Here is a 24088-nt window from a genome sequence, read left to right on the forward strand (position 1 = left end):
ACGCCACGGGAGGGGCAGGGGAGCGGACCGAGAGGGTCGCTTGCCTGCCCTTTCGGCGTTCCGGCGCAGTGTGTGCGAATGGCCACACCCGGCGAGAGCAACAGTTTATTACAATCAGGAAACCCGCGGACATGATTTCCCCGGCATTTTGAAGATCGGATAGCAGCGGCCCCCGTTCCACACCCTTCCGGGATGAGAGGGCCGCGCTTTTCGGCGCAGGCGGGAACATTCTCAGGCTATTGGGGAATGCCCGCATGAAGAAGTATCTGATCGCGGCCGTGCTGAGCTGCACGGCCTTTCCGGCTTACGCGCAGGAAGAAGCGCCGCCCAAGCCGATCACCGTTTCCGGCAATGTCGCGCTCGTCTCCGACTATCGCTTCCGCGGCGTCTCGCAGAGCGACAAGGGCGCGGCGATCCAGGGCGGCATCACCGTTTCCCACGAAAGCGGCCTCTATGTCGGCACCTGGGGCTCGAACCTGGCCGGCTGGGGCACCTTCGGCGGCTCGAACATGGAGCTCGACCTGATCGCGGGCTACAAGAAGGACCTGGGCGACGGCCTGGCGCTCGACGTCGGCGTGACCTGGTACATGTACCCCTCGGGCGCCGACAAGACCGACTTCGCCGAGCCCTATGTCAAGCTCAGCAGCTCGCTCGGCCCGGTGTCGGTGCTCGCCGGCGTCGCTTATGCCCCGGCGCAGGAAGCGCTCGGCAACTGGAGCAACACGCCCGAGAGCGCGGCCGGCGACAAGGAGGACAATCTGTATCTCTGGGCCGATGTCAGCGGCGGCATCCCGAACACCCCGATCACGCTCAAGGCGCATCTCGGCGGCTCGAAGGGCAATCCCGGCCTGGGCCCGAACGGCACCAGCGTGACCCCGACCGGCTCCTATCTCGACTGGATGCTCGGCGCCGATGCGGCGGTGGGACCGCTGGTGTTCGGCGTCGCCTATGTCGACACCAACATCAAGAAGTCGGAGACGACCTACATCCAGCCGAACTTCTCGCGAGTGAAGGACGGCTCGTCCATCGCCGACGGGCGGGTGGTGTTCTCGGTCAGCGCGGCTTTCTGAGTTCAGGGGGCGGGGAGCCGGCGGGGGCGCCGGTTCCCCATGCCCTTTGCTAAACTGCGGTCAGTGTTGATATGCCGGGCCATCTATTGATGGAAGGAACCCCGTGTCCGAAGCCGGCGCGCCGCAGATCGGCCCCTATATCCAGACCTATCGCAAGGCGCGTTCGCTCACGCTCGATGACCTCGCCCGGCTCTCCGGCGTGTCGCGATCGATGCTGTCGCAGATCGAGCGGGGCCAGGCCAACCCGTCGCTCGCCACCGTCTGGTCGCTCGCCAACGCGCTCGGCGTCGATATATCGGAATTGATCGCCGGCAAGGTGACCGAGCATGAGGTCCGGATCGAGATCTCGTCGGCCTCGTTCACGCCCGAGATCAAGACCGAGGACGGATCCTGCACGCTCCGAATCCTCAGCCCACCCGACCATGCCGAGCAATATGAATGGTATGAACTGCTGTTCCAGCGGGGCGGGGCGCTGGTCTCCGATCCCCATCCCAAGGGCACGCGCGAACATCTGACCGTGCTCGAGGGCGCGGTGGAAGTCGTTGCCGGCGACGACCGGGTGATGGTCCCCGCAGGCGCCACCGCACGCTATCCCGCCGACGTGCCGCACAGCCTGCGCGCACGCGACGGCGCGGCGCGGGCACTGCTCGTCATGACCAGCTGATTTTCTTGTTTCCGGGATACTGGACGAGAATTCCACTATGATGTAGCCCATCGGCCTCACGAGGAGGACCGATGGACTCGCAATTCTATTCCCGCGTCGCCGAGACGCTCACCGGGCTCGAGCGCGATGGCCTGATGAAGCCCGAGCGCGTGCTGGGCTCGGCCCAGGGCGGCGAAGTGACGATCGGCGGCAAGCCGGTCATCAACCTGTGCGCCAACAACTATCTCGGCCTCGCCAGCGATCCGCGCGTCGTCGAGGGTGCGATCGAAGCCACGCGCCGCTGGGGCGCCGGCCTTGCGTCGGTGCGGTTCATCTGCGGCACCCAGGAGATCCACAAGGAACTCGAACGCTCGATCGCCGACTATCTCGGCTTCGAGGATTCGATCCTGTTCGCTGCTGCCTTCGACGCCAATGGCGGCGTGTTCGAGCCGCTGCTCGGCGAGGAGGACGCGATCGTCTCCGACACGCTCAACCACGCCTCGATCATCGACGGCGTCCGCCTCTCCAAGGCCAAGCGCTACCGCTACGCCACCAACGACATGGACGATCTGGAGCGGGTGCTGCAGCAGGCCCGCGCCGACGGCGCGCGCACGATCCTGGTCGTCACCGACGGCGTCTTCTCGATGGATGGCACGATCGCCCAGCTCGACGTGATCGCGCAGCTGGCCGAGAAGTACGAAGCGCTGACCATGGTCGATGACTGCCATGCGACCGGCTTCATCGGCGAGCAGGGCCGTGGCACCCCGGCGCTGCGTGGCGTCGAGGGCAAGATCGACATCGTCACCGGCACGTTCGGCAAGGCACTGGGCGGCGCGATGGGCGGGTTCATCGCCGCGCGCCAGGCCGTGGTCGACCTGCTGCGCCAGCGCGCGCGGCCCTATCTGTTCTCCAACGCCCTTACCCCGGCGGTGTGCGGCGCCAGCCTGGCGGCTATCGAGATCGCCCGCTCGGCCGACGGCGATGCCCGCCGCGCGCAGATCCAGGCCAATGCCGGCGTGTTCCGCACCCGGATGGCCGCCGCAGGCTTCGACCTGGTCCCCGGTGAGCACGCGATCATCCCGGTGATGCTCTACGAGGCGGCGCTCGCCCAGCGCTTCTCGGCGCGGCTGCTCGAGGCGGGCGTGCTCGCCACCGGCTTCTCCTTCCCCGTCGTGCCGCAGGGCAAGGCGCGCATCCGCACCCAGATGTCGGCTGCGCTCAGCACCGCCCAGGTCGAGCGGGTTGCCGACATCTTCGCCGAAATCGGCCGTGAACTGAGGATTATCTGATGCTGGACGTGAAGATCGAGACCCGCGCCGAGGCCGCCACCGGCACGATGCAGGCACTCGCCAAGCTCGAGCCGCGCGAAGGCATCTGGAGCACCACCGCGCCGATCCCGGAGATCGGCCCGGACGAGGTGCTGATCCGCGTGCGCAAGACCGCGATCTGCGGCACCGACATCCATATCTACAACTGGGACGAATGGGCCGCGAAGACGATTCCGGTGCCGATGATCGTCGGCCATGAATTCGCCGGCGAGATCGTCGAGATCGGCAAGGCCGTGACGCGCGACCTGCATATCGGCCAGCGCGTGTCGGGCGAGGGCCATGTCATCGACTTCAACAGCGATGCCGCGCGCGCCGGGCGCTTCCACCTCGATCCCAATACGGTGGGCGTCGGTGTCAACCGCCAGGGCGCCTTCGCCGAGTACCTCGCGATCCCGGCGTTCAACGTCGTGCCGCTGCCCGAGGATGTCAGCGACGAAGTCGGCTCGCTGCTCGATCCGTTCGGCAACGCGGTGCACACCGCCCAGCAGTTCGACCTGATGGGCGAGGACGTGCTGGTCACTGGTGCCGGCCCGATCGGTATCATGGCCGCCGCCGTCGCGCGCCGTGCCGGTGCCCGCTCGGTCGTCATCACCGACGTCAACCGCTACCGGCTCGATCTCGCCGCGCGCATCGCCGATGTTCGCCCGGTGGACGTCAGCCGCGAGGACTTGCGCGACGTGATGGCGCAGGAAGGCATCACCAGCGGCTTCGCCACCGCGCTGGAAGTGTCGGGCGCGATCCCGGCGATTCGCCAGGCGATGGACGTGCTGATGATGGGTGGCAACCTGGCGATGCTCGGCATCCCGGGCCAGTCGATGGACGTCGCCTGGGGTGACATCATCCTCAAGGCGCTCAACATTCGCGGCGTCTATGGCCGCGAGATGTTCGGCACCTGGCGCAAGATGTTCGGCCTGATCCGCAACGGTCTGGACCTTGAGCCGTTGATCACCCACCGCTTCGCCGCCGAGGAGTTCCAGCAGGGCTTCGACGCGATGCGATCGGGCCAGTCCGGCAAGGTCGTGCTGAGCTGGTAAAACCGGGGGGAGGGGCCATCGGGTCCCTCGAACCGTTGCAGATATGCGACGGAACGGCGCGGCCGTGCGACTGTTGCTTTCGCGAAACCTTCGCAATTGCTCAACGTTACCTAGAATAACCTGCAGAGGCGGGATCTGGGTCGATGAACAAGCAGCACGACTATTATCAGGCCCGCGCAGCGGGCCAGCGCGAGATTGCGGAGCAGCTGAACGGCGCCGCGCGCCAGCAGCATCTGACCCTGGCCGCCATGTATGAAGCGCTGGCGACGGAGGCGAAGCCCAAGGGCGTCGCGCCTTCGAGCAGGGCCCGCCATCTGCCGGACGAACCGGAGACCGAGCGCGCCTATCTCGAGCGCCGCGCCCGCGAGGAGCGCGCCCGCGCCGCCGACAGCGACGATCCCACCGTCCGCCGCATCCGCTTCGCGATGGCGGACGAGTATCTGCGCCGGGCCGACGAGCAGGACTAGGGCGGGGAAGGTGCCAAGGCTCATCGGTTCCCCGGCGTTCGCCGGGGAACCGGGAAGTGATCGCCGAACCGTCAGCTCGTCTTGCGGACGATCAGCCGGGGCGGGAGCAGGCGGATCTCGGCGCTGTGGTTGCCGATCTCGCCGATCAGCGTGTCGACCAGCGCCTCGCCGGCGGCGTTATAGTCCTGGGCGATAGTGGTGAGCGGCGGGTGGGTCAGGCTGGCGGCCGGGATGTCGTCGAAGCCGACCACCGAGACGTCGCCGGGCACCGACTTTCCGGCTTCCTGCAGCGCCCGCAGCGCGCCGATCGCGATCAGGTCCGACGCGGCGAAGATCGCGTCGAACGGCACCTTGTTGGCGAGCAGCTGGCGTGCCGCCTCGAACCCTGATTCCTCGATCGACAGCGCGCCGATCTGCAGGCGCGGATCGGGCTCGATCCCGGCTTCGAGCTGGGTGTCGCAAAAGCCGTGATAGCGATCGCGGAACTCGGGATAATGGCTGCTCGCCTCGCCGATGAACGCCAGGCGCCGCCGGCCCCGGGACAGCAAATGCTCGGCGGCGAGTCGGCCGCCCAGCATGTTGTCGCAGCCGATCGTGGTGCCAAGCCCGTCGAGCTCGACCGATCCCCAGCGGACGAAATGGGTGCGCTGGCGCACCAGGTCCTGCAGGCGGGCGCGGTAGAGCTCGTAATCGCCATAGCCGAGCAGGATCAGCCCGTCGGCCTTGCGCGTATCCTCGAAATCCTTGTGCCAGTCGGAGGAGAGCTGCTGGAACGAGGTCAGCAGGTCATAGCCGCGCTTGGCGCAGGTGCGCAGGATCGAGCCGAGCATCGCCAGGAAGAAGGGGTTGATCGCGGTGCCGTCCGGCAGCGGATCCTCGAAGAAGAGCAGGGCGAGCGTGCTGCTCTGGCCGCGACGGAGCGACGAGGCGTTCTTGTCGACCTTGTAGCCGATCTGGGTGGCGATCGCCTCGATCCGCTTGCGCGTGCCTTCATTGACGGTGGGATCGCCGCGCAGGGCACGGCTCACCGTCGGCTGCGAGACACCCGCCAGCGCCGCGATGTCGAATGATGTCGGCTTGTCCGGCGAGGCCATGCCGTTTCCTGCTCCCGAAGCGCGAAGTTGTCGTGCGCCCTATCCAAGTAGCGCGCCCGGGCCGGAATCGGAAGCAGCGCTGAATACGTATGCGTTTGCCTTCACTTGGCGGCCCGCTCGGACGATTGGGGAAGACGTTAGAAAAACCGTCGCCAGTGAAGGCGGCGATGATCTTGGGGAGGAATGAAGATGGCTTTGTCCAATCACGCCGCGATTCTGCGCACGCTTTCGCTGAGCGCCAGCACCCGCACGCTCGGTGCTGCCCTGTTGCTGCTGGGCGCGACCCCGGCCTTTGCGCAGGACACCAATCCCGCACCGGCACCCGCCGACCAGTCGACCGGCGACGAAGCCGCGCTGGTCGTTACCGGCATCCGCGCCTCGCTGACCTCGTCGGCGAACATCAAACGCAACAACGTCACGATCGTCGACTCGGTCTCCTCGGAAGACATCGGCAAGCTGCCGGACGTCTCGATCGCCGACTCGCTGGCCCGCATCCCGGGCGTCACCGCGCAGCGCCTCGAGGGCCGCGACCAGCGCCTGTCGATCCGCGGCCTCGGCCCCGACTTCTCGACCACGCTGCTCAACGGCCGCGAGCAGGTCACCGTCGGCGACAATCGCGGCGTCGAATATGACCAGTATCCCTCGGAATTCTTCAAGAACGTCAACGTCTACAAGTCGGCCGACGCCTCGCTGATCGCGGCTGGCATCGCCGGCACCGTCGACCTGCGCATGCTGCGCCCGCTCGACCAGAAGAAGGACACGTTCGTCGTCTCGGCCCGCGGCCAGATGAACGAGAAGGACAAGCTCAATCCGGACGGCACCCGCTACGGCTACAAGGCGTCGGCCACCTATGTCGGCAAGTTCGCCAACGACACGCTGGGCATCGCGCTGGGCGTCTCGGCGCAGAGCACGCCGACCCAGATCGAGCGCTACGCGGCCTGGGGCTTCCCGAGCGAGCCGGCCGCCGGCGGCAACCTGTTCCTCGGCGGCGCCAAGCCGTACGTCCAGTCGAACCTGCTGAAGCGCTATGGCGGCGTCGCCACGGTGGAATGGGCGCCCAGCGACAATTTCCACTCGACCCTCGACGTGCTCTATTCGAACTTCAAGGAAACCCAGCACCTGCGCGGCATCGAGTTCGGCACCGCGCCGACCTGGGGCTCGAACGGCGTGATCGCGCCGGGCTACAAGGTCGAGAACGGCCTGGTCACCGATGCGACCATCAGCAACCTGGTCAATGTCCAGCGCAACGACCTGAACGAGCGCAAGGCCGAGAACATCTCGATCGGCTGGAACAACGACTTCAAGCTGAGCGACACGATCCACTTCAACGTCGACGCCAGCTGGAGCCGCGCGACCCGCACCGACTTCCTGCTCGAGACCTATTCGGGCACCGGCTACAATTCGACGGGCGCGAAGGACACGGTCCACATCACCCAGAACAGCGACGGCACCTATGACATCGTGCCGACGCTCGACTATTCGAACACCAGCGTGATCCGCCTGACCGATCCGCGCGGCTGGGGCTATAACGGCACCACCGCCGTGGTGCAGGCCGGCTTCCTCAATCGCCCGGACTTCACCGACGACCTCAAGTCGCTGCGCGCCAGCTTCAAGGGCGAGATCGCCGGCAGCGTGCTGAGCGGCTGGGAAGTGGGCGGCAACTACAGCCGCCGCGAGAAGCAGAGCAAGTACACCAGCTACTTCCTCTGCCCCAAGGGCGGCGGCACCAACTGCACCGTCGCCAGCGGCACGCCGACCAGCGTCGCGGTGCCGGCCGATGCGGTGCTCAGCGAGAGCGTGAGCCTCGACTATCTGGGCGTGCCCAAGATGCTGACCGTCGATCCGATGAAGATCTACGGGCTGCTCAACTCGGTTTTCGACAACCGCCCGGACTCGCTGGTGCGTGACAACACCGTCACCGAGGACGTGATCACCGGCTATGCCAAGCTGACCGTCGACGGCGAAGTGGGCGGCAAGGCGCTCAAGGGCTCGCTCGGCCTGCAAGTGGTGCACACCAAGCAGGGCGGTGACGGCCAGATCGCCAGCCTGCTGAACGGCGTGGTGACGATCTCGCCGGTGAGCGCCTCGACCAGCTACACCAACTTCCTGCCCTCGGCCTCGTTCAGCCTCGAACTCGAGCCGAACTTCTACATCAAGCTGGGCGCGGCCCAGACCATGGTGCGCCCGCGCCTCGACCAGGAGCGCGTGACCCAGGCGGTGTCGATCGACATCTCGAAGATCGGCATGGGCAGCCTGCCGCAGAACAGCCCGTTCAGCTCGAACGGCGGCAATGCGAACCTGCGTCCGTACCAGTCGACCAACATCGACATCTCGTTCGAGAAGTATCTCGGCAACAGCGGCGGCTATCTGGCGCTGACCGGCTTCTTCAAGCACCTGACCGACTTCGTCGACCCGAACAATTCGGTGCTGTACGACTTCACCCCGCTGCTCGCGGCGCTCACCCCGGCGCAGCAGGCGATCGTCCGCGGCCAGAACGCGCAGTTCGGCCTGGTCAGCTCGCCCGCCAACACCGGCAATGGCGACATCCTGGGCGTGGAAGCGACCGCATCGCTGCCATTCACCGTGTTCAGCTCGGCGCTCGACGGCTTCGGCGTGTTCGCCAGCGGCACCTATGTCGACAGCAAGATCCGCTACGGCAACAGCGCGACGCCGATCACGCTGCCCGGCCAGTCCAAGTGGGTCGCCACCGCCACCGCCTATTACGAGAAGGGCGGCTTCCAGGCCCGTGCCACCTATCGCTGGCGCGACAGTTTCCTGGCCGAACTGGCCGGCCTCTCGGCGAACCCGGAATATCGCCTGGGCCGTGCGGAAGGCGTGCTCGATGCGCAGATCGGCTATGAGTTCAAGAGCGGACCGCTCGCGGGCCTCTCGATCCTCGCCCAGGCGAAGAACATCACCGACCAGCCCTTCGTCACCACCGAGGCGACCGACAAGCGCCTGGTCCGCGAGTATCAGCGCTATGGCCGCGACTATTATCTCGGCCTGACCTACAAGTTCTGATCCCCCCGAGCTGTGGCCCGGCTTCCCCGCCGGGCCACCTGTTTTTGTCGAGGCGCTGACGTGCAGACTGAGCAGCCGATCCGCATCGTGATCGCCGGTGGCGGCACCGCGGGCTGGATGGCCGCGGCGGCCTTCGCCCGGTTCCTCGACAAGCGTTTCCGCGTCATCCTGGTCGAGTCCGAGGCGATCGGCACGATCGGCGTGGGCGAAGCGACGATCCCGCAGATCCGGCTGTTCAACGCCAGCCTCGGGATTGACGAGAACCAGTTCATTGCCGCCACCCAGGCCAGCTTCAAGCTCGCGATCGAGTTCGTCGGCTGGACGAAGGGCGGTCGATACATGCACGCATTCGGCGATGTCGGCCGCGAGAATGGCCTGCTCGCCTTCCAGCACAGCTGGCTGCGCGGGCTGGCCGAGGGCGTCGCCAAGCCGCTGGCGCCTTATGCCCTCAACAACGCCGCGGCACTCGCCAACAAGTTCCAGCGCGGACCCGCGCGGACAGCGAAGCTGCTGCCCGAAATGCCCTATGCCTTCCATTTCGACGCCGGCCTGTACGCGCGCTTCCTGCGCGGCCTCGCCGAGAGCGGAGGCGTCGAGCGCGTCGAAGGCAGGATCGTCTCGGTCGAGCGCGACGCCGAGAGCGGTGACGTCACAGCTTTGAAGCTCGACGGCGAGCGCGAGATCCCTGGCGACCTGTTCCTCGACTGCACCGGGTTCCGCGCGCTGCTGCTCGGCGAGACGCTGGGCGCGGGATTCGAGGCGTGGAGCGAACTGCTGCCCTGCGATCGCGCCATGGCGGTCCCGTCCGAGCGCGCCCGCGACTTCACCCCCTATACCCGTGCCACCGCGCACGGCGCCGGCTGGCAGTGGCGCATCCCGCTCCAGCACCGCACCGGCAACGGCATCGTCTATTCGAGCGCGCATCTCTCCGACGACGAAGCGGCGGCGCGGCTGCTCGCCGGGCTGGATGAGAAGCCGCTCGATGATCCCCGGCCGCTGCGCTTCACCGCCGGCAAGCGGACCAGCTTCTGGAAGCACAATGTCATCGCGCTCGGCCTCGCCAGCGGCTTCCTCGAACCGCTGGAATCGACCAGCATCCACATGATCCAGTCGGCGATCGAGCGGGTGCTCAAGCTGCTGCCCGGCCGCCATGTCAGCCAGGTTCAGCGCGACGAATATGATCGCCAGACGCATGTCGAGTATGACCGCATCCGCGACTTCCTGGTGCTGCACTATTGGGCGAACGACCGTGACGAGCCCTTCTGGGCCGAACGCCGCGCCGCGGCCTTGCCAGACAGCCTGCAGCACAAGATCGAACTGTGGCGTGCCTCGGGCCAGATCGTGCGCGGAGAGGCGGACCTGTTCAGCGAAGTCGCCTGGCTGCAGGTGCTGGCGGGGCAGGGGATCGCGGTGACCGGATATCACCCGCTTGCCGATGCGCCCTCGCGCGAGGAGATCGCGGAGTATCTCGAGCTGATCGAGCTGCTCAATGCGCGCGAGGTGGGGCAGATGCAGGATCACGCCGCATTCGTGGCGCAGCATTGCGCGGGGAAGACTGCCGCATGAAAGCCCGTTGGTTCACCCTATCCCGTTCCCCGGCGAAAGCCGAGGCCCGGGGCGGCAAGCAAATCGGCAGAGAAACCCTGGGCCCCGGCTTTCGCCGGGGAGCCGCGTTGGCTTTGGCGTTTCTCGCCGCCACTCCCGCCACCGCGCAGGATTACCGCGCCCGCGTGCCGCAGGACGAAGTGATCTACTTCGTCCTCCCCGATCGCTTCGCCAATGGCGATCCGGCGAACGATCGCGGCGGGCTGAAAGGCGACCGCGGCACCACCGGCTTCGATCCCGCCGACGCGCGCTATTATCATGGCGGCGACCTCAAGGGGCTCGCGAGCAAGCTTCCCTATCTTCAGAAGCTGGGCATCACCGCGATCTGGGTCGCGCCGATCTTCGTCAACAAGCCCGTCCAGGGTGGTCCGGGCCAGCAAAGCGCGGGCTATCACGGCTATTGGATCACCGACTTCACCCATGTCGATCCGCATTTCGGCACCGATGCCGAGTTCAAGGCACTGATCGACGCTGCTCATGCGCGCGGCATGAAAGTCTATATGGACATCGTCGCCAACCATACGGCTGACGTGATCCAGTATCGCGAGTGCGTCGGCGCCAGTGCCTGCCCCTATCGCGGCAAGGCCGACTATCCCTATCAGCGCCGCGGCGGCGTTAACGGCGCGCCGATCAACCCGGGCTTCGTCGGCGATGCCGTCCAGACGGCGGAGAATTTCGCGAAGCTGACCGACCCCGGCTACGCCTATAGGCCCTTCGTCCCCGAGGCGGAGAAGAACGCCAAGTTCCCCGCGTGGCTCAACGACCCGATCTACTATCACAATCGCGGTGACTCGACCTTCGCCGGCGAGAGCTCGACCATGGGCGATTTCGTCGGCCTCGACGACCTGATGACCGAGAACCCGCGGGTCGTCACGGGGATGATCGACATCTATGGCAGCTGGATCGACCGGTTCGGCGTCGACGGCTTCCGCATCGATACCGCCCGCCATGTGAACCCGGAATTCTGGCAGGCCTTCGTTCCCGCCATGCTCGACCGCGCGCATGCGAAGGGCATCCCCAATTTCCACATCTTCGGCGAGGTCGCCGATCCCGCCGCCCAGGCCGCGCACACGATCACCGCGAAATTCCCCTCGGTGCTCGATTTCGCTTTCCGTCAGGCGCTGCTCGACAGCGTCGCCGGGACCAAGGGCACCGATGTGTTCGAGAAGCTGTTCGACGGCGATGTGCTCTACGCCCAAGGCTTCGACACCGCGATCACGCTGCCGACCTTCAGCGGCAATCACGACAATGGCCGCTTCGCCTGGTTCGTCCGCAAGGCTTTCCCCCAGGCGAGCGAGGCCGAGGTGCTACAGCGTGTCCTGCTTTCCAACGCCCTGCTGCTTACCCTGCGCGGCGTGCCGACCATCTATGCCGGTGACGAGCAGGGCTTTGCCGGCGGCTCGAACGATGTCGATGCCCGCGAGGACCAGTTCGGCAGCAAGGTGGCGCAGTATAACGCCCGCAAGCTGGTCGGCAGCGATGCCAGCACGGCCACGCCGCGCTTCGACGAGGCCAATCCGATCTTCCGCGAGATCGCCAGCCTTGCCCGGCTGCGCATCGCCCATCCGGCGCTCACTCGCGGCCGCCAGCTATTGCGCGCCCGCGAGGACAAGCCCGGCCTGCTCGCCTTCTCGCGCTTCGATCCCGTAACCGGCGCCGAGCTGGTGCTTGCCTTCAACACATCGACTGCCGCGATCACGCGCCAGGTTGAGGTCGAGACCCGTTCCGCGCGCTTCCACCCGCTCGCGGGCTCTTGTGCCACCACGGCCAGTGCGCCCGGCTCCCTTTCCATTACCCTGCCGCCGCTTGGATATGCGGTGTGCGCGGCGGAGACCCAGAAGTGACCCAGCTTGCCGCGAAAGCGGAACTTCAACACGCCCAACCCTGGTGGAAGGGCGCCGTAATCTACCAGATCTATCCGCGCAGCTTCTTCGATTCGAACGGCGACGGCATCGGCGACCTGCCCGGCATCACCGCGCGGCTGGAGCATATCGCCAGCCTCGGCGTCGACGCGATCTGGCTGTCGCCCTTCTTCAAGTCGCCCATGGCCGATTTCGGCTATGACGTGGCGGACTATCGCGACGTCGATCCGATCTTCGGCACGCTTGCCGATTTCGACGCGCTGATCGCCCGCGCCCATGCGCTTGGCCTGCGCGTGCTGATCGATCAGGTCTGGGCGCACACCTCGGACGAGCATGCCTGGTTCGTCGAGAGCCGGGCCAGCCGCGATAATCCCAAGGCCAATTGGTACGTCTGGCACGACGCCAGGCCCGACGGCTCTCCGCCCACCAACTGGCAGTCCGTATTCGGCGGCCCGGCCTGGACCTGGGACGCGCGCCGCGGCCAATATTACATGCACAATTTCCTGAAGGAGCAGCCGCAGCTCAACTGCCACCTGCCGGAGGTGCAGGACGAACTGCTCGCGATCACCCGCTTCTGGCTGGATCGCGGCGTGGACGGCTTCCGCATCGATGCGATCAACTTCTCGATGCACGACCCGGAATTCCGCGACAATCCGCCGGCCCCTGATTCGAACACGCCGCGCACCCGCCCGTTCGACTTCCAGCTCCACATCTACAACCAGAGCCACGCCGACATCCCGCCGTTCCTGGAGCGGTTGCGCGGGGTGTTCGACGAATATCCCGAGCGCTTCACCGTCGCCGAGGTGGGCGGGGCGGATGCCGACCGCGAGATGAAGCTGTTCACCGCGGGCAACAACCGGCTCAACACAGCCTATGGCTTCGACTTTCTCTACGCGTCGCAGTTGACCGCATCGGCGGTACGCGAAGCGCTGGAGAACTGGTCGGCGGATAGCAGCTGGCCGAGCTGGGCGTTCGAAAACCACGACGCACCCCGCGCCGTCTCGCGCTGGGCCGCGCCCGAGCACGCCGATGCGTTCGCCCGGATGAAGATGCTGCTGCTCGCCGCGCTGCGCGGCAACATCTTCCTTTATTATGGCGAGGAGCTGGGGCTCGACCAGGTCGAGATCGCGTTCGAGGATCTCCAGGATCCGGAGGCGATCGCCAACTGGCCGCGCACGCTCTCGCGCGACGGCGCACGTACCCCGATGCCGTGGGAGGGAGAAGCGCCGCAGCTCGGCTTCACCAGCGGCAAGCCCTGGCTGCCGGTCGGCCCCAACCATGCCAGGCTGGCGATCGACGTGCAGAACGCCGATGCCGGCTCGCTGCTTGCCTGGACCCGCAAGGTGCTCGCGCTCCGCAACGGCTCGCCCGCGCTCCGGACCGGCGGGATCGCTTTCCTCGATGCGCCGGGCGAACTGCTCGCCTTCGAACGCGAGGCGGAGGGCGAGCGCTTGCTCTGCATCTTCAACCTGGGCGATGCTGCGCAGCAATTCGTGCCCGGCGATGCGGCGCGCTGGCGCCCGCTGCTTTCGACCGGCAGCATCGCCGACTGGACCTTTGCCCCCTATTCCGGGTTGATCGCCCGCACCGAAGCTTGAGGAGTTCCCCCATGAAGTTCGCCCCCCTCGCGCTGGCGCTCGCCGCCTTCAGCTTCGCGCCGCCGGCCCTCGCCCAGGACGACCTGTCGCAGAAGACCGACGGCAATGTCGTTGCGCGCGCCGCCTCGCCTGACGGCAAGCTCACCGTGACGATCAGCCTCGATAACGAAGGTCGTGCGAGCTACGCCGTGCAGCGCGCCGGCAAGCCGCTGCTCACCGACAGCCGGCTCGGCTTCCTGTTCACCGATGCGCCCAAGCTCGACCGGGGCATGAGCGTCGTCGAAGTAAAGCGCGACAAGTCCGACACGACATGGACGCAGCCCTTCGGCGAATGGTCGAGCATTCGCGACAACCATACCGAGATGACGGTGCGCCTGCAGGAGAAGTCCGATCTCAAGCGCGAGATGGACGTCACCTTCCGCATCTTCGACGACGGCGTCGGCTTCCGCTACACGCTGCCCGCGCAAGCGAACCTCAAGCACGCCAATATCGCCGACGAGCTGACCGAGTTCGCCTTCGCCGGGCCGGGCACTGCCTGGTGGAAGCCGGCCTATCTGTGGAACCGCGAGGAATATCTCTACAACAAGACCCCGCTCGACTCAGTCGGCACCGCGCAGACGGTGATGACGGTCAAGCTCGCCGACGGCACGCATGTCGCGTTGCACGAGGCGGCGCTGGTCGACTATGCCGCGATGAACCTGCAGCGGGCCGAGGGGAATACCTTCAAGGCCTCGCTCACCCCCGGTGCCGGCGCGCCCAAGGTGTCGCGCGATGCCGGCTTCTCGACGCCGTGGCGCACGATCGCGATCGCCGATGACGCGGCCGGCCTCTATGCCGCCAGCCGGATGACGCTCAACCTCAACGAGCCGAACAAGCTCGGCGACGTTTCCTGGATCAAGCCGGGCAAGTTCGTCGGCGTGTGGTGGAACATGATCAAGGGCGAATGGACCTGGTCGCGCGGGCCCAAGCACGGCGCCACCACCGCGCATGTGAAGCAGTATATCGATTTCGCCGCCGCGAACGGCATCCCCGGCGTGCTCGTCGAGGGCTGGAACGTCGGCTGGGACGGCAACTGGTTCGGCAATGGCAAGGACATGAACTTCGACCAGCCGACCGAGGATTTCGATGCCGCCGAGCTGGCGCGCTATGCCAAGGCGAAGGGCGTATACCTGATCGGCCATAACGAGACCGGCGGTTCGGCCAGCCATTATGACAGCCAGCTCGATCGCGCGTTCAAATATGCGCAGGACCACGGCATCCCGGTGGTCAAGACCGGCTATGTCACCGATGCCGGCCAGATCGAGCGCGTCGATCCGGACGGCTCGCAGCACCGTGAATGGCATGAGAGCCAGTGGATGGTGAACCATCACCTCCGCGTCGTGGAGACCGCCGCCAAGTATCACGTCTCGATCGACAGCCACGAGCCGGTCAAGGACACGGGCCTGCGCCGCACCTACCCGAACTGGGTGGCGCGCGAGGGCGGCCGCGGCATGGAATACAACGCCTGGGAAGGCGGCAAGAACCCGCCCGAGCATGAGGCCAACATGGTCTTCACCCAGCTGCTCGGCGGCCCGATGGACTTCACTCCGGGCGTGCTCAGCCTGAGCGGCTCGAACGGTTCGGCGATCAAATCGACCATCGCCAAGCAGCTGGCCCTGTATGTCGTGCTCTACTCGCCGGTGGTGATGGCCGCCGACACGCCGGAGAATTATGCGAAATACCCGCGCGAGATGAAGTTCATCCGCGACGTGCCGACCGACTGGAGCGACACCCGCGTGCTGAACGGCGAAGTCGGCGACTATGCCACGATCGTCCGCAAGGCCAAGGGCAGCGACGACTGGTATCTCGGCGCCGTGGGCGACGAGGAAGCGCGCAGCTCGACCGTGACGCTCGACTTCCTCGACGCGGGCAAGAGCTACACCGCCGAGATCTATCGCGACGGCCCCGGCGCGGATTACCGCACCGATGCCCGCCATTCGATCACGATCGAGACCAAGGTAGTGAAGAAGGGCGACACGCTGACCATCGCGCTGGCGCCCGGCGGCGGCGAAGCGATCCGCTTCGTCGCGCCGGCCAAGAAGGCCCGCCGCCGGTGAGCAAGCCAGGGGGGCGGCCGCGCCAGGGATTTGCCGGGCTGTGGAACATCAGCTTCGGCTTCCTTGGCATCCAGATCGGCTTCGCGCTGCAGAACGCGAACATGAGCCGCGTCTTCCAGTCGCTGGGCGAGAGCATCGACAATCTCCCGTTGCTGTGGATCGCCGCCCCGCTGACCGGCCTGCTCGTCCAGCCGGTCATCGGCCATTATTCGGACCGGACCTGGGGCCGCTTCGGCCGAAGGCGTCCGTATTTCCTCGCCGGCGCGGTGCTGGCGACGCTGGCGCTGATCGGGATGCCCAATGCGCCGGTGCTGCTCGTCGCGGCATTGCTGCTCTGGGTGCTCGACGCCTCGCTCAACGTCTCGATGGAGCCCTTCCGCGCCTTTGTCGGCGACATGCTCGCCAAGGAGCAGCACAGCGCCGGCTATGCGATCCAGACCGCGTTCATCGGCGCGGGCGCGGTGATCGGATCGGCGACGCCCTGGCTGCTCGATCATTTCGGCGTATCGAATGTCGCGGCGAATGGCGGCCTGCCGGATACGGTGCGCTGGAGCTTCTATCTCGGCGGCGGCGCGCTGCTGCTCGCAGTGCTGTGGACGGTGCTGACCACGCGCGAATATTCGCCCGAGGAGATCGCTGCGTTCGACGGCCCGGTCGAGGCGCTGCCGCCGCCACCGCCCGCGACGATCGGCGCGGGCATTCCCTGGCTGGCCGTTGGCGTGGCGCTCGGCGCGCTCGTCTTTTTCGCGGGGTTGGAGAAGGAACTTTACCTCCTCGCCGGCCTGCTCGCCGCCTTCGGCCTTGCCCGGATGATCACTGCCGTGACCCGGGCCGGCATCCTCGGCGATCTGATGGGGGATTTTTCGGCGATGCCGCTGGTGATGAAGCGGCTCGCGCTCGTCCAGTTCTTCAGCTGGTCCGCGCTGTTCATCATGTGGATCTACACCACGCCGGTGGTGGCGCAGTATGTCTTCCACGCACCGGACACCTCCGGGGCTCTGTTCAACGAGGCGGGCAACTGGGTCGGTATCCTGTCCGCAGCCCAGAACGCCGTCGCCACGCTCGCCGCGCTGTTCCTGCTGCGCCCGCTCGCCGCGCGCTTCGGCAAGGCGCGGACCCATGCGATCGCGCTGCTATTGGGCGCGCTTGGCTATGCCGGTTTCCTGGTGATCCGCGATGCGCAGGCGCTGCTCTTCGCCGAGATCGGCATCGGCATCGCCTGGGCGTCGATCCTCGCCATGCCCTACGCGATCCTTGCCTCGGCGCTGCCCCAGGCCAAGCTCGGCGTGTACATGGGCCTGTTCAACGTCTTCATCGTGATCCCGCAGCTGCTCGTCGCGGCCCTGATCGGCATCGTGATGCGCCATTTCTTCCCCGGCGAGCCGATCTGGACGATGGCGATCGCGGCGGTGGTGATGGGGCTGGCGGCGCTCGCTACGCTGCGGGTTCGGGAGGCCTGACCCGGCCTCTCTTCCCATCGTCACCCTGAACTTGTTTCAGGGTCCAACGCGCCCCAAGCGATATCCCTCGCGGCGCGTTGGATGCTGAAACAAGTTCAGCATGACGCAGGATGCGCCTTCAATGCCCCTTTTGCGGATGGGTGAACTGGATCGCCACCGCGACCGCGGCAAACGCGCCGCCCAGCAGCGACACCGCCGTCCAGCCACCGATCGACCAGGCCCAGGTCGCCGCGCCCGATCCGGTCGCACCGCCGACGAACATCGCGCCCATGAAGATGGTGTTGAGCCGCGCTCGCGCCTCGGGCCGCAGCGCGAACACGACATGCTGGTGCGAGACGAGCGCGCCCTGCACGCCGAAATCGAGCAGGATCACGCCGATCACCATGCCGGCGATCGAGGCCCAGAGCCCGGTGAACGCCCAGCCGATCAGCACGCAGAGCGCGCCGAGCAGGATCACCGGCCGCGGCCCCTTCCGGTCGGCGATGCGCCCGGCGATCGGAGCGGCAAGCACGCCCACCGCGCCGATCACGCCGAACAGGCCCGCCACTTCCGAGCCCATCCCGAAGGCCGGCTCCTGCAGGCGCAGCGCCAGGATCGTCCAGAAACCGCTGAACGCCGCGAACAACAGGCCCTGGGTTATCGCGGCATGGCGCAGTGCGCCGAACTCGCGCCACAGCCCACCGAGCGAGCGGAGCAGCTGGGGGTAGCGCAGGTCCGAATCCGGTGCGCTGTGCGGCAATGCCAGCGCCATGACCCCGCCTGCTGCGAGCGCCAGCGGCACGCCCAGCCAGAACATCTCGCGCCAGCCGGCATGGGCGGCGACGAAGCCCGCCAGCGTCCGGCTGAGCAGGATGCCGCAGAGCAGTCCGGCCATGACGGTGCCCACCACGGCGCCGCGCTTCTCGGGCGGTGCCAGGTGCGCGGCGAGCGGCACCACCTGCTGCGCCACCGTGGCGGCAAAGCCTACCGCGACCGACGCTGCGATGATCATGGCAGCGCTCGGCGCGATGGCGGCCAGGGCCAGCGCGCCGGCCAGCACGACGAACTGGATCGCGATCAGCCGCTTGCGCTCGACGAGATCGCCCAGCGGCACCAGCAGGAACAGGCCCAGCGCATAGCCGATCTGCGTTGCCGTCGGCACCAGCACGGTCAGTGCGCCCGGCAGATCGCGCTGCATCACGCCCAGCATCGGCTGGCAATAATAGATATTGGCGACCGCGATGCCCGCCGCGGCGGCCATGGCGAAGATCAGCGGACGGCCGAGCGCGTCCGGTGCCGCTGGAGCGGCCTGGGGGGCGGTGCTGCTCATGATTGTCTCCGAAGGATCAGTAGAAGCGGGGAATCGGCCCCAGCTGGGGTGTGTGGTCGGGCAGATCAACCTCGATCTCGTCGACATAGCACCAGCCCCAGCCTTCGGGCGGGTCATAGCCTTCGATGATCGGGTGGCGGGTGGCGTTGAAATGGGCGCGGGCGTGGCGATGCGGGCTCTGGTCGCAGCAGCCGACATGGCCGCAGGCCCGGCACAGGCGGAGGTGCACCCAGGGGCTGCCGATCTTCAGGCATTCCTCGCAGCCGCGCGCGCTGGGCGTGACTTCGTTCACGGTCATCACATGCCGGCATTCCATGGCTACGCCCTTTCCATTGTTCGGCTCCGCCTCGCATGGAACGGGGCGGGCGGCCAATCATACGAAGATGTTGCCCGGTGGTCGCCCTCTTCCGGGTAGGCCGGGGCCACACCTTGGTTTGGGTTGGCGCGGCGGGGCTCGACGACGATCTGCGCTCCCGTCTGGCGCATCCCCCGCGCCGCGCTCCAGGAGAAACCGATGACGCTCATCATGCCCGCCCAGCGCAAGCTCGGCACGCCCACCGACCTTGGCGAAAGCGCCACCCGCGATATTTCGGGCGGCCTCAAGGCGCTGCTCGCCGATGTGTTCGCGCTCTATCTCAAGACCAAGAACTTCCACTGGCACATGAGCGGCCCGAACTTCCGCGACTATCACCTGATGCTCGACGAGCAGGGCGACCAGATCTTCGCGATGACCGATGTGATCGCCGAGCGCGCCCGCAAGATCGGCGGCACCACGATCCGCTCGATCTCGGACATCGCCGGCAAGCAGCGCATCCTCGACAACAATGCCGACTATGTCGATCCGCAGGACATGCTCGCCGAGCTCCACGGTGACAACAAGCAGCTCGTCGCCGCGCTACGCCGCGTGCACGAGCTGTGCGACGCCTATTCGGATGTCGCCACTGCCAGCCTGATCGAAGTGTGGATCGACGAAGGCGAGCGCCGTGCCTGGTTCCTCTACGAGGCCTGCCGCACGCCCGAGATGGTGTGATCCCCGCCGCCCGCGGTGGGCGGCAACCCGCAAGCCGGAATGGCCGCTGGAGACGGATTGCGCTCCGGCGGCCTTTGGTCCAGCATCGCTGGATGCGGGCAATTCTCTGCCTTGGGCTGATCGCGGCAAGCGTGCCGGCCGGACCCTCCCAGCCGGAGATGCGGGCCTATGGGCCATGGCATGTCGTGAGCATCTCCAGCCTATCCGGCGCGGGCAACGACGATGCTTCCGTGATCCTTGTCCAGGGCGACCAGCCCGATGTCATGCAGGTCAGCTGGGATCCGGGAGGCCCGGTCTGGGTCTCGATCGACATCGACAAATGCGCCGGCGAGGAGGATTTCGAGGCCTCCTATTCCGTTCCCGTCCAGGACTGGATGCGCCAGGCGCGCCGCGAGGTCCAAAGCCGCTTGCGGGCCGACATGGCCGGCTGGCTCCGGCAGGCGCGGGTGAAGTGCGGCAATGCCGCTTCGGTCAAGGCCTTCCGGCTGACGCGCCTCGGCGAGGCGGTTGCCGACTTTCACGATCGGCTGCGCTATTATGCGGGCGGCGAAACGGGCCGTTAAGCGCCGGAACCGCTCAGAGCGGCTTGCCGTCCTTGTCGAGTATCTCCATCCGATAGGAGCAGCCATAGAGCGTCTTGCCCGGATGGCTGGTGGCATTGGAAATGCTGCGGGCCACGGTCATGCGGCTGCCGAACGACTCCGCGTCCGCCGCGGGCTCGGTCTTCTCCGAGACGATCTTCTCGCCCAGGAACTTGCGGAACTTCATTCCCGCGGCGACCTCGGCATAGCTCTTGCCGCTCGAGCGGGCGAGGTCGGCGATCATCGGATCGGGGTCCATCGCGTTGGGCACGCCCAGGCCGCGCGCGACTTCCGCCGGATCGGCGACGTCGAGGATCGCCAGCATCGCATTGGCGGAGAAGGCGATCCGGGTGGTGCGGTAGCTGCCGGCCACGGTGATCGGCTGCGGCAGTTCATATTCGCTGAGGAAGGGATTGGCGGAATCGATCTTCTTCCACCCGCGCGCCTGACCGACGCCGTCCGCCTCGCTCACCGACAGGGCGAAGCCGGTATAGTCCGGCACCGACAGCTGGCACTCGATCGCGTCGACTTCGCTGATCCGCGACGGGTCCGGCGCATCCTGGTGCGGCGCGGCGATCGGGGCGAGGGCGACAAGCGCGAGCAAGCGGTACATGGCAGCGGGCATAGCAGCGATCGCCGTGCCGGATAAGCAAAAGGGCCCGTCCCGCAGGACGAGCCCTTCCGCGTGTGGCCGGGAGCTCAGGCCTTCACGAATGCCAGCAGATCGGCGTTGATCACATCGCCGTGCGTGGTCAGCATGCCGTGCGGATAGCCTGCATAGATCTTGAGCTCTGCGTTCGGGATCAGCTTTGCCTGAAGCTCGGCCGCTTCCTTGTAGGGGACGACCTGGTCGTCATCGCCCTGCAGCACCAGCGTCGGCACAGTAATCGCCTTGAGGTCTTCGGTCTGGTCGGTCTCGGAGAAGGCCTTGATGCCGAGATAATGGGCCTGCGCGCTGCCCATCATGCCCTGGCGCCACCAGTTGCGGATCACGCCTTCCGAAACGGCCGCGCCCGGGCGGTTGAAGCCGTAGAAGGGACCGGAGGCGAAATCGAGGAAGAACTGGGCGCGGTTGGCGGCCAGACCCGCGCGGATCCCGTCAAACACTTCGATCGGTAGGCCGTTCGGATAGGCTTCGGTCTTGAGCATGATCGGCGGCACCGCGCTGACCAGCACGGCCTTGGCGACGCGGCCCTGGGGCTGGCCGTAGCGGGCGACATAGGCCGCGACTTCGCCGCCGCCGGTCGAGTGGCCGATATGCACGGCATTGCGCAGGTCGAGATGCTCGGCGACGGCCGAGGCGTCGGCGGCATAATGTGCCATGTCATGGCCTTCGCTCACCTGCGCCGAACGGCCATGGCCGCGGCGGTCATGGGCGACGACGCGGTAGCCGTTGTTCAGGAAGAACAGCATCTGGCCGTCCCAGTCGTCCGACGACAGCGGCCAGCCATGGTGGAAGACGATCGGCTGGGCATCCTTGGGGCCCCAGTCCTTGTAGAAGATCTCGGTGCCGTCCTGCGTGGTGATCGTAGCCATGTCGAATACTCCAGCGTCTTGGTTGAGGGCGGCCGGAGCGGGGGAACCCCGGCTGCTGGGATCGATATCGGGCACCCGGTTTGTGACCGCCATCATACAGGAGTTTGGGGCGTGCGACCGGCGGATGCGAAAGCGCGCCGGAAGCCCATGGGCCGCCGGCGCGCCGCGCGTTCCGCCTGTGCGTCAGGTCACTGGCGCTGGCGGCAATTGTCCTCGCGGCCCGGCTTGCACGCCGGATAGGCCTTGAGTGGCGCCGGGGCCGGATAGGCCTGGCTGGGGGTGAGTGTCTGCGGCACGAACACCACCTGGGTGGTCGGGGTCACCGGGCCCGAAAAGGGCGAACTGGCCGGCTGGTAGCCGCCTGGGGTCTCCTCGGCGCGGAAGCCGCTGGCGTCGGTGAAGATGCGGGCATCCTGGGGGACGTCCTGCGCCTGGGCAATGCCGGTTCCGAAGGCGATCAGGGCGGCGGCGATCATCATCTTCTTCATGAGTCATCTCCTTGCGTCGGGGGGTAGTGGCAGGAGCGAAGATAAGGGGGCGGCAGCCCGGGGGTCAGAATACCAAGGTTTGCATAAACCTTGGTATCGCAAGGGCTTCCGGCGTGCATGCAGCGGTGGCGGCTCATACATGGGTAGGGGTGGGCGCAGCGGTCTGGTGCCCCAATTCCCCGGTTCCGGCCGCACGCGATGCGCGGCCCTTCGCAGGAGGAAGACATGGCCGCATCCCGGCACGTACGTTCGCTGCTCCACGCCGAGCCCGCCTATCAGGGCGAACTCGGCTCGGTACGCAGGATCACCGCCGACGAGTTTCCCATGCTCCGCCGCATGGCGATCAAGCGGCTGGTGCTCGCGCCCGGCGCGATCCGCGAGCCGCACTGGCACGCCAATGCCGATGAGCTGGCCTATTGCCTCTCGGGCGAGTTGCTCGTCTCGGTGCTCGACACCGCCGATGTTTTCGGCCGCTTCACCATCTCGGCCGGCGAGATGTTCCACATCGCCACCGGCTCGCTCCACACGATCGAGAATGTCGGCGACAACGATGCCGAGCTGATCATCCTGTTCAGCAACGAGCGGCCCGAGGATTTCACCCTCCAGGCCGCGTTCGGCGCGATGAGCGACGCGGTGCTCGGCAACACCTTCACGCTGCCGGCCGGGGATTTCGCTCCAATCCGCCGCGATACGTCGAGCGCGCGCTATCTCGTGAAGCGCAGCGGCCCGGCCGAAGTGCCGGCATCGGCTGCCTTCCCCGATCCGCACAAGTTCAGCATCGCCGGGCAGACCCCGCCGATCGACTTCCCCTATGGCACCGCCCAGCTTGCCCGCGCCCAGTTCTGGCCGGCGCTGCGGCACCTCTCGATGTACTCGATCGATGTCCGCGAGAACGGCATGCGCGAGCCGCACTGGCATCCCGACACGGCGGAGATGGGCTATGTCCACAAGGGCCGCGCCCGCATGTCGATCCTCGACCCGGACGGCAGCGTCGACACCTATCTGCTCGAGCCGGGCGACACCTATTTCATCCCGCGCTCCTATCCGCACCAGATCGAGGTGCTGAGCGAGGAGGATATCCATTTCCTGGTGTTCTTCGACCAGCCGACGCCCGAGGATGTCGGCTATCGCGCGGCGACCTCGTCCTTCTCGAAGGAAGTGCTGGCGGCGACCTTCGGCGTCGCGCCCGACGCTGTCCCACCGCTGCCGCTGACCCCGGTCGATCCGCTGATCGTGCCGCGGGTCAATGATCTCGATCCGGTCAAGTGAAGTTCGGGGCGGGGGCGTCCGCGCTCCCGCCCAAGTCGCAAGGAGTGACACCAGCCATTTCCGTCATCCCCGCGAAGGCGGGGATCCAGGGTAGCTCAGGATAGTCGAAGCAATCTGGCGTGCGCTTGATCGGACGCCGCCGCGATCCGCACGCTTCCAGCTTCTGGCTCTGGATCCCCGCCTTCGCGGGGATGACGGCCAGGGGATACTGGCTTCAGGCCGCGCCCTCGATCGCATCCAGCAGCAGGTCCGGATCGATCGGCTTGGTCAGGAACGCCTTCGCGCCGGCGCCGAGCGCCTGGGACTGCGAGGCGGGGGTGGGGAAGGCAGTCATCACGATCATCGCGCAGTCGCAGCCCAGCCGGCCGATCTCGGCCTGCAGCTCGAGCCCGGTCATCCCCGGCATATGCAGATCGGTCACGATCCAGTCGAAGCGCGCGGGATCGCCCGCGAGCAGCGCCTCGGCGCTGTCGAACAATTCGCTGGCAAGGCCTGCCGAGCGCAGCAGGCTGTTCAGGCTTCCCCTGATGCCGGGATCGTCATCGACGACCGCGACGAGCGGGGAGGGATGCAATTCGGTCACTCTGGTTACTCGGA

21 protein-coding genes are annotated in these 24088 nt (G+C 66.9%); 14 read left to right on the forward strand and 7 right to left on the reverse strand.

The features are described 5' to 3' along the window. Positions 1-254: 254 nt before the first annotated feature. The 5 genes from AC1RJ5_RS19655 to AC1RJ5_RS19675 all read left to right on the forward strand — a co-directional run bounded on the left by AC1RJ5_RS19655 (position 255) and on the right by AC1RJ5_RS19675 (position 4542). Positions 255-1070 (forward strand): TorF family putative porin, encoded by an 816-nt coding sequence (locus AC1RJ5_RS19655; RefSeq protein ID WP_342249041.1) that lies wholly within the window; start codon positions 255-257, stop codon positions 1068-1070. A 103-nt stretch (positions 1071-1173) separates the two neighbouring features. Further along, positions 1174-1734: a helix-turn-helix domain-containing protein gene (locus AC1RJ5_RS19660; protein WP_269576263.1), complete on the forward strand. Its 561-nt coding sequence runs from the start codon at positions 1174-1176 to the stop codon at positions 1732-1734. Positions 1735-1805: 71 nt separating this feature from the next. Further along, positions 1806-3002, forward strand: a complete 1197-nt coding sequence (locus AC1RJ5_RS19665; RefSeq protein ID WP_269576262.1) for a glycine C-acetyltransferase — start codon at positions 1806-1808, stop codon at positions 3000-3002. Further along, positions 3002-4075: an L-threonine 3-dehydrogenase gene (gene tdh / locus AC1RJ5_RS19670; protein WP_342249040.1), complete on the forward strand. Its 1074-nt coding sequence runs from the start codon at positions 3002-3004 to the stop codon at positions 4073-4075. Before AC1RJ5_RS19665 ends, tdh begins: the two co-directional genes overlap by 1 nt. A gap of 143 nt (positions 4076-4218) precedes the next feature. Further along, complete coding sequence (locus tag AC1RJ5_RS19675; RefSeq protein ID WP_269576260.1) at positions 4219-4542, forward strand: hypothetical protein; 324 nt, start codon at positions 4219-4221, stop codon at positions 4540-4542. A gap of 71 nt (positions 4543-4613) precedes the next feature. On the opposite strand, the gene AC1RJ5_RS19680 is transcribed toward AC1RJ5_RS19675, so the two are convergent. Then, complete coding sequence (locus tag AC1RJ5_RS19680; RefSeq protein WP_342249039.1) at positions 4614-5636, reverse strand: LacI family DNA-binding transcriptional regulator; 1023 nt, start codon at positions 5634-5636, stop codon at positions 4614-4616. Between the two features lie 189 nt (positions 5637-5825). Here AC1RJ5_RS19680 and AC1RJ5_RS19685 point away from each other — a divergent pair, with 189 nt between their 5' ends. The 6 genes from AC1RJ5_RS19685 to AC1RJ5_RS19710 all read left to right on the forward strand — a co-directional run bounded on the left by AC1RJ5_RS19685 (position 5826) and on the right by AC1RJ5_RS19710 (position 17278). Further along, positions 5826-8657 carry a TonB-dependent receptor gene (locus tag AC1RJ5_RS19685; protein ID WP_342249038.1) on the forward strand — a complete coding sequence of 944 codons (2832 nt, stop codon included), beginning with the start codon at positions 5826-5828 and terminating at the stop codon, positions 8655-8657. 60 nt (positions 8658-8717) lie between these two features. Next, positions 8718-10223, forward strand: a complete 1506-nt coding sequence (locus AC1RJ5_RS19690) for a tryptophan halogenase family protein (protein WP_493115246.1) — start codon at positions 8718-8720, stop codon at positions 10221-10223. A 107-nt stretch (positions 10224-10330) separates the two neighbouring features. Continuing rightward, positions 10331-12106: an alpha-amylase family glycosyl hydrolase gene (locus tag AC1RJ5_RS19695; protein WP_493115248.1), complete on the forward strand. Its 1776-nt coding sequence runs from the start codon at positions 10331-10333 to the stop codon at positions 12104-12106. After that, complete coding sequence (locus tag AC1RJ5_RS19700) at positions 12103-13722, forward strand: alpha-amylase family glycosyl hydrolase (protein WP_269576256.1); 1620 nt, start codon at positions 12103-12105, stop codon at positions 13720-13722. Before AC1RJ5_RS19695 ends, AC1RJ5_RS19700 begins: the two co-directional genes overlap by 4 nt. Before the next feature lie 11 nt (positions 13723-13733). After that, positions 13734-15818: a glycoside hydrolase family 97 protein gene (locus AC1RJ5_RS19705; RefSeq protein ID WP_493115250.1), complete on the forward strand. Its 2085-nt coding sequence runs from the start codon at positions 13734-13736 to the stop codon at positions 15816-15818. Beyond that, positions 15815-17278 (forward strand): MFS transporter, encoded by a 1464-nt coding sequence (locus AC1RJ5_RS19710; protein WP_493115252.1) that lies wholly within the window; start codon positions 15815-15817, stop codon positions 17276-17278. Before AC1RJ5_RS19705 ends, AC1RJ5_RS19710 begins: the two co-directional genes overlap by 4 nt. 118 nt (positions 17279-17396) lie before the next feature. On the opposite strand, the gene AC1RJ5_RS19715 is transcribed toward AC1RJ5_RS19710, so the two are convergent. After that, positions 17397-18587 carry an MFS transporter gene (locus tag AC1RJ5_RS19715; protein ID WP_342251082.1) on the reverse strand — a complete coding sequence of 397 codons (1191 nt, stop codon included), beginning with the start codon at positions 18585-18587 and terminating at the stop codon, positions 17397-17399. Positions 18588-18603: 16 nt separating this feature from the next. After that, positions 18604-18885 carry a UBP-type zinc finger domain-containing protein gene (locus AC1RJ5_RS19720; protein WP_342251083.1) on the reverse strand — a complete coding sequence of 94 codons (282 nt, stop codon included), beginning with the start codon at positions 18883-18885 and terminating at the stop codon, positions 18604-18606. A 216-nt stretch (positions 18886-19101) separates the two neighbouring features. On the opposite strand from AC1RJ5_RS19720, the gene AC1RJ5_RS19725 reads away from it, so the two are divergent. Both AC1RJ5_RS19725 and AC1RJ5_RS19730 read left to right on the forward strand, forming a co-directional pair. Then, complete coding sequence (locus AC1RJ5_RS19725; RefSeq protein ID WP_269576251.1) at positions 19102-19617, forward strand: Dps family protein; 516 nt, start codon at positions 19102-19104, stop codon at positions 19615-19617. Positions 19618-19709: 92 nt separating this feature from the next. Next, positions 19710-20180 carry a hypothetical protein gene (locus AC1RJ5_RS19730; RefSeq protein ID WP_493115255.1) on the forward strand — a complete coding sequence of 157 codons (471 nt, stop codon included), beginning with the start codon at positions 19710-19712 and terminating at the stop codon, positions 20178-20180. A 13-nt stretch (positions 20181-20193) separates the two neighbouring features. Here AC1RJ5_RS19730 and AC1RJ5_RS19735 read toward each other — a convergent pair whose 3' ends face one another. The 3 genes from AC1RJ5_RS19735 to AC1RJ5_RS19745 form a co-directional block, all read right to left on the reverse strand. Next, positions 20194-20811, reverse strand: a complete 618-nt coding sequence (locus AC1RJ5_RS19735) for a hypothetical protein (RefSeq protein WP_493115257.1) — start codon at positions 20809-20811, stop codon at positions 20194-20196. Between the two features lie 86 nt (positions 20812-20897). After that, positions 20898-21734, reverse strand: a complete 837-nt coding sequence (locus tag AC1RJ5_RS19740; protein WP_269576248.1) for an alpha/beta fold hydrolase — start codon at positions 21732-21734, stop codon at positions 20898-20900. A 188-nt stretch (positions 21735-21922) separates the two neighbouring features. After that, positions 21923-22222, reverse strand: a complete 300-nt coding sequence (locus tag AC1RJ5_RS19745) for a hypothetical protein (protein ID WP_269576247.1) — start codon at positions 22220-22222, stop codon at positions 21923-21925. A 225-nt stretch (positions 22223-22447) separates the two neighbouring features. Between AC1RJ5_RS19745 and AC1RJ5_RS19750 the strand changes: the two genes are divergently transcribed. Beyond that, positions 22448-23491, forward strand: coding sequence for a cupin domain-containing protein (locus tag AC1RJ5_RS19750; protein WP_269576246.1), 1044 nt, complete (start codon positions 22448-22450; stop codon positions 23489-23491). A 214-nt stretch (positions 23492-23705) separates the two neighbouring features. Here AC1RJ5_RS19750 and AC1RJ5_RS19755 read toward each other — a convergent pair whose 3' ends face one another. Further along, positions 23706-24074 carry a response regulator transcription factor gene (locus AC1RJ5_RS19755; protein ID WP_269576245.1) on the reverse strand — a complete coding sequence of 123 codons (369 nt, stop codon included), beginning with the start codon at positions 24072-24074 and terminating at the stop codon, positions 23706-23708. Between the last annotated feature and the right edge of the window lie 14 nt (positions 24075-24088).

The organism is Sphingomonas sp. GW822-FHT03G08 (assembly GCF_058801135.1).

What these genes read in the sequence shown, in the direction of transcription:
- AC1RJ5_RS19655 (WP_342249041.1), top strand. Translation starts at nt 255, where the DNA reads ATGAAGAAGTATCTGATCGCGGCCGTGCTGAGCTGCACGGCCTTTCCG.
- AC1RJ5_RS19680 (WP_342249039.1), bottom strand. Translation starts at nt 5,636, where the DNA reads ATGGCCTCGCCGGACAAGCCGACATCATTCGACATCGCGGCGCTGGCG.
- AC1RJ5_RS19720 (WP_342251083.1), bottom strand. Translation starts at nt 18,885, where the DNA reads ATGACCGTGAACGAAGTCACGCCCAGCGCGCGCGGCTGCGAGGAATGC.
- AC1RJ5_RS19665 (WP_269576262.1), top strand. Translation starts at nt 1,806, where the DNA reads ATGGACTCGCAATTCTATTCCCGCGTCGCCGAGACGCTCACCGGGCTC.
- AC1RJ5_RS19715 (WP_342251082.1), bottom strand. Translation starts at nt 18,587, where the DNA reads ATGAGCAGCACCGCCCCCCAGGCCGCTCCAGCGGCACCGGACGCGCTC.
- AC1RJ5_RS19675 (WP_269576260.1), top strand. Translation starts at nt 4,219, where the DNA reads ATGAACAAGCAGCACGACTATTATCAGGCCCGCGCAGCGGGCCAGCGC.
- tdh (WP_342249040.1), top strand. Translation starts at nt 3,002, where the DNA reads ATGCTGGACGTGAAGATCGAGACCCGCGCCGAGGCCGCCACCGGCACG.
- AC1RJ5_RS19705 (WP_493115250.1), top strand. Translation starts at nt 13,734, where the DNA reads ATGAAGTTCGCCCCCCTCGCGCTGGCGCTCGCCGCCTTCAGCTTCGCG.
- AC1RJ5_RS19725 (WP_269576251.1), top strand. Translation starts at nt 19,102, where the DNA reads ATGACGCTCATCATGCCCGCCCAGCGCAAGCTCGGCACGCCCACCGAC.
- AC1RJ5_RS19735 (WP_493115257.1), bottom strand. Translation starts at nt 20,811, where the DNA reads ATGTACCGCTTGCTCGCGCTTGTCGCCCTCGCCCCGATCGCCGCGCCG.
- AC1RJ5_RS19730 (WP_493115255.1), top strand. Translation starts at nt 19,710, where the DNA reads ATGCGGGCAATTCTCTGCCTTGGGCTGATCGCGGCAAGCGTGCCGGCC.
- AC1RJ5_RS19750 (WP_269576246.1), top strand. Translation starts at nt 22,448, where the DNA reads ATGGCCGCATCCCGGCACGTACGTTCGCTGCTCCACGCCGAGCCCGCC.
- AC1RJ5_RS19740 (WP_269576248.1), bottom strand. Translation starts at nt 21,734, where the DNA reads ATGGCTACGATCACCACGCAGGACGGCACCGAGATCTTCTACAAGGAC.
- AC1RJ5_RS19685 (WP_342249038.1), top strand. Translation starts at nt 5,826, where the DNA reads ATGGCTTTGTCCAATCACGCCGCGATTCTGCGCACGCTTTCGCTGAGC.
- AC1RJ5_RS19745 (WP_269576247.1), bottom strand. Translation starts at nt 22,222, where the DNA reads ATGAAGAAGATGATGATCGCCGCCGCCCTGATCGCCTTCGGAACCGGC.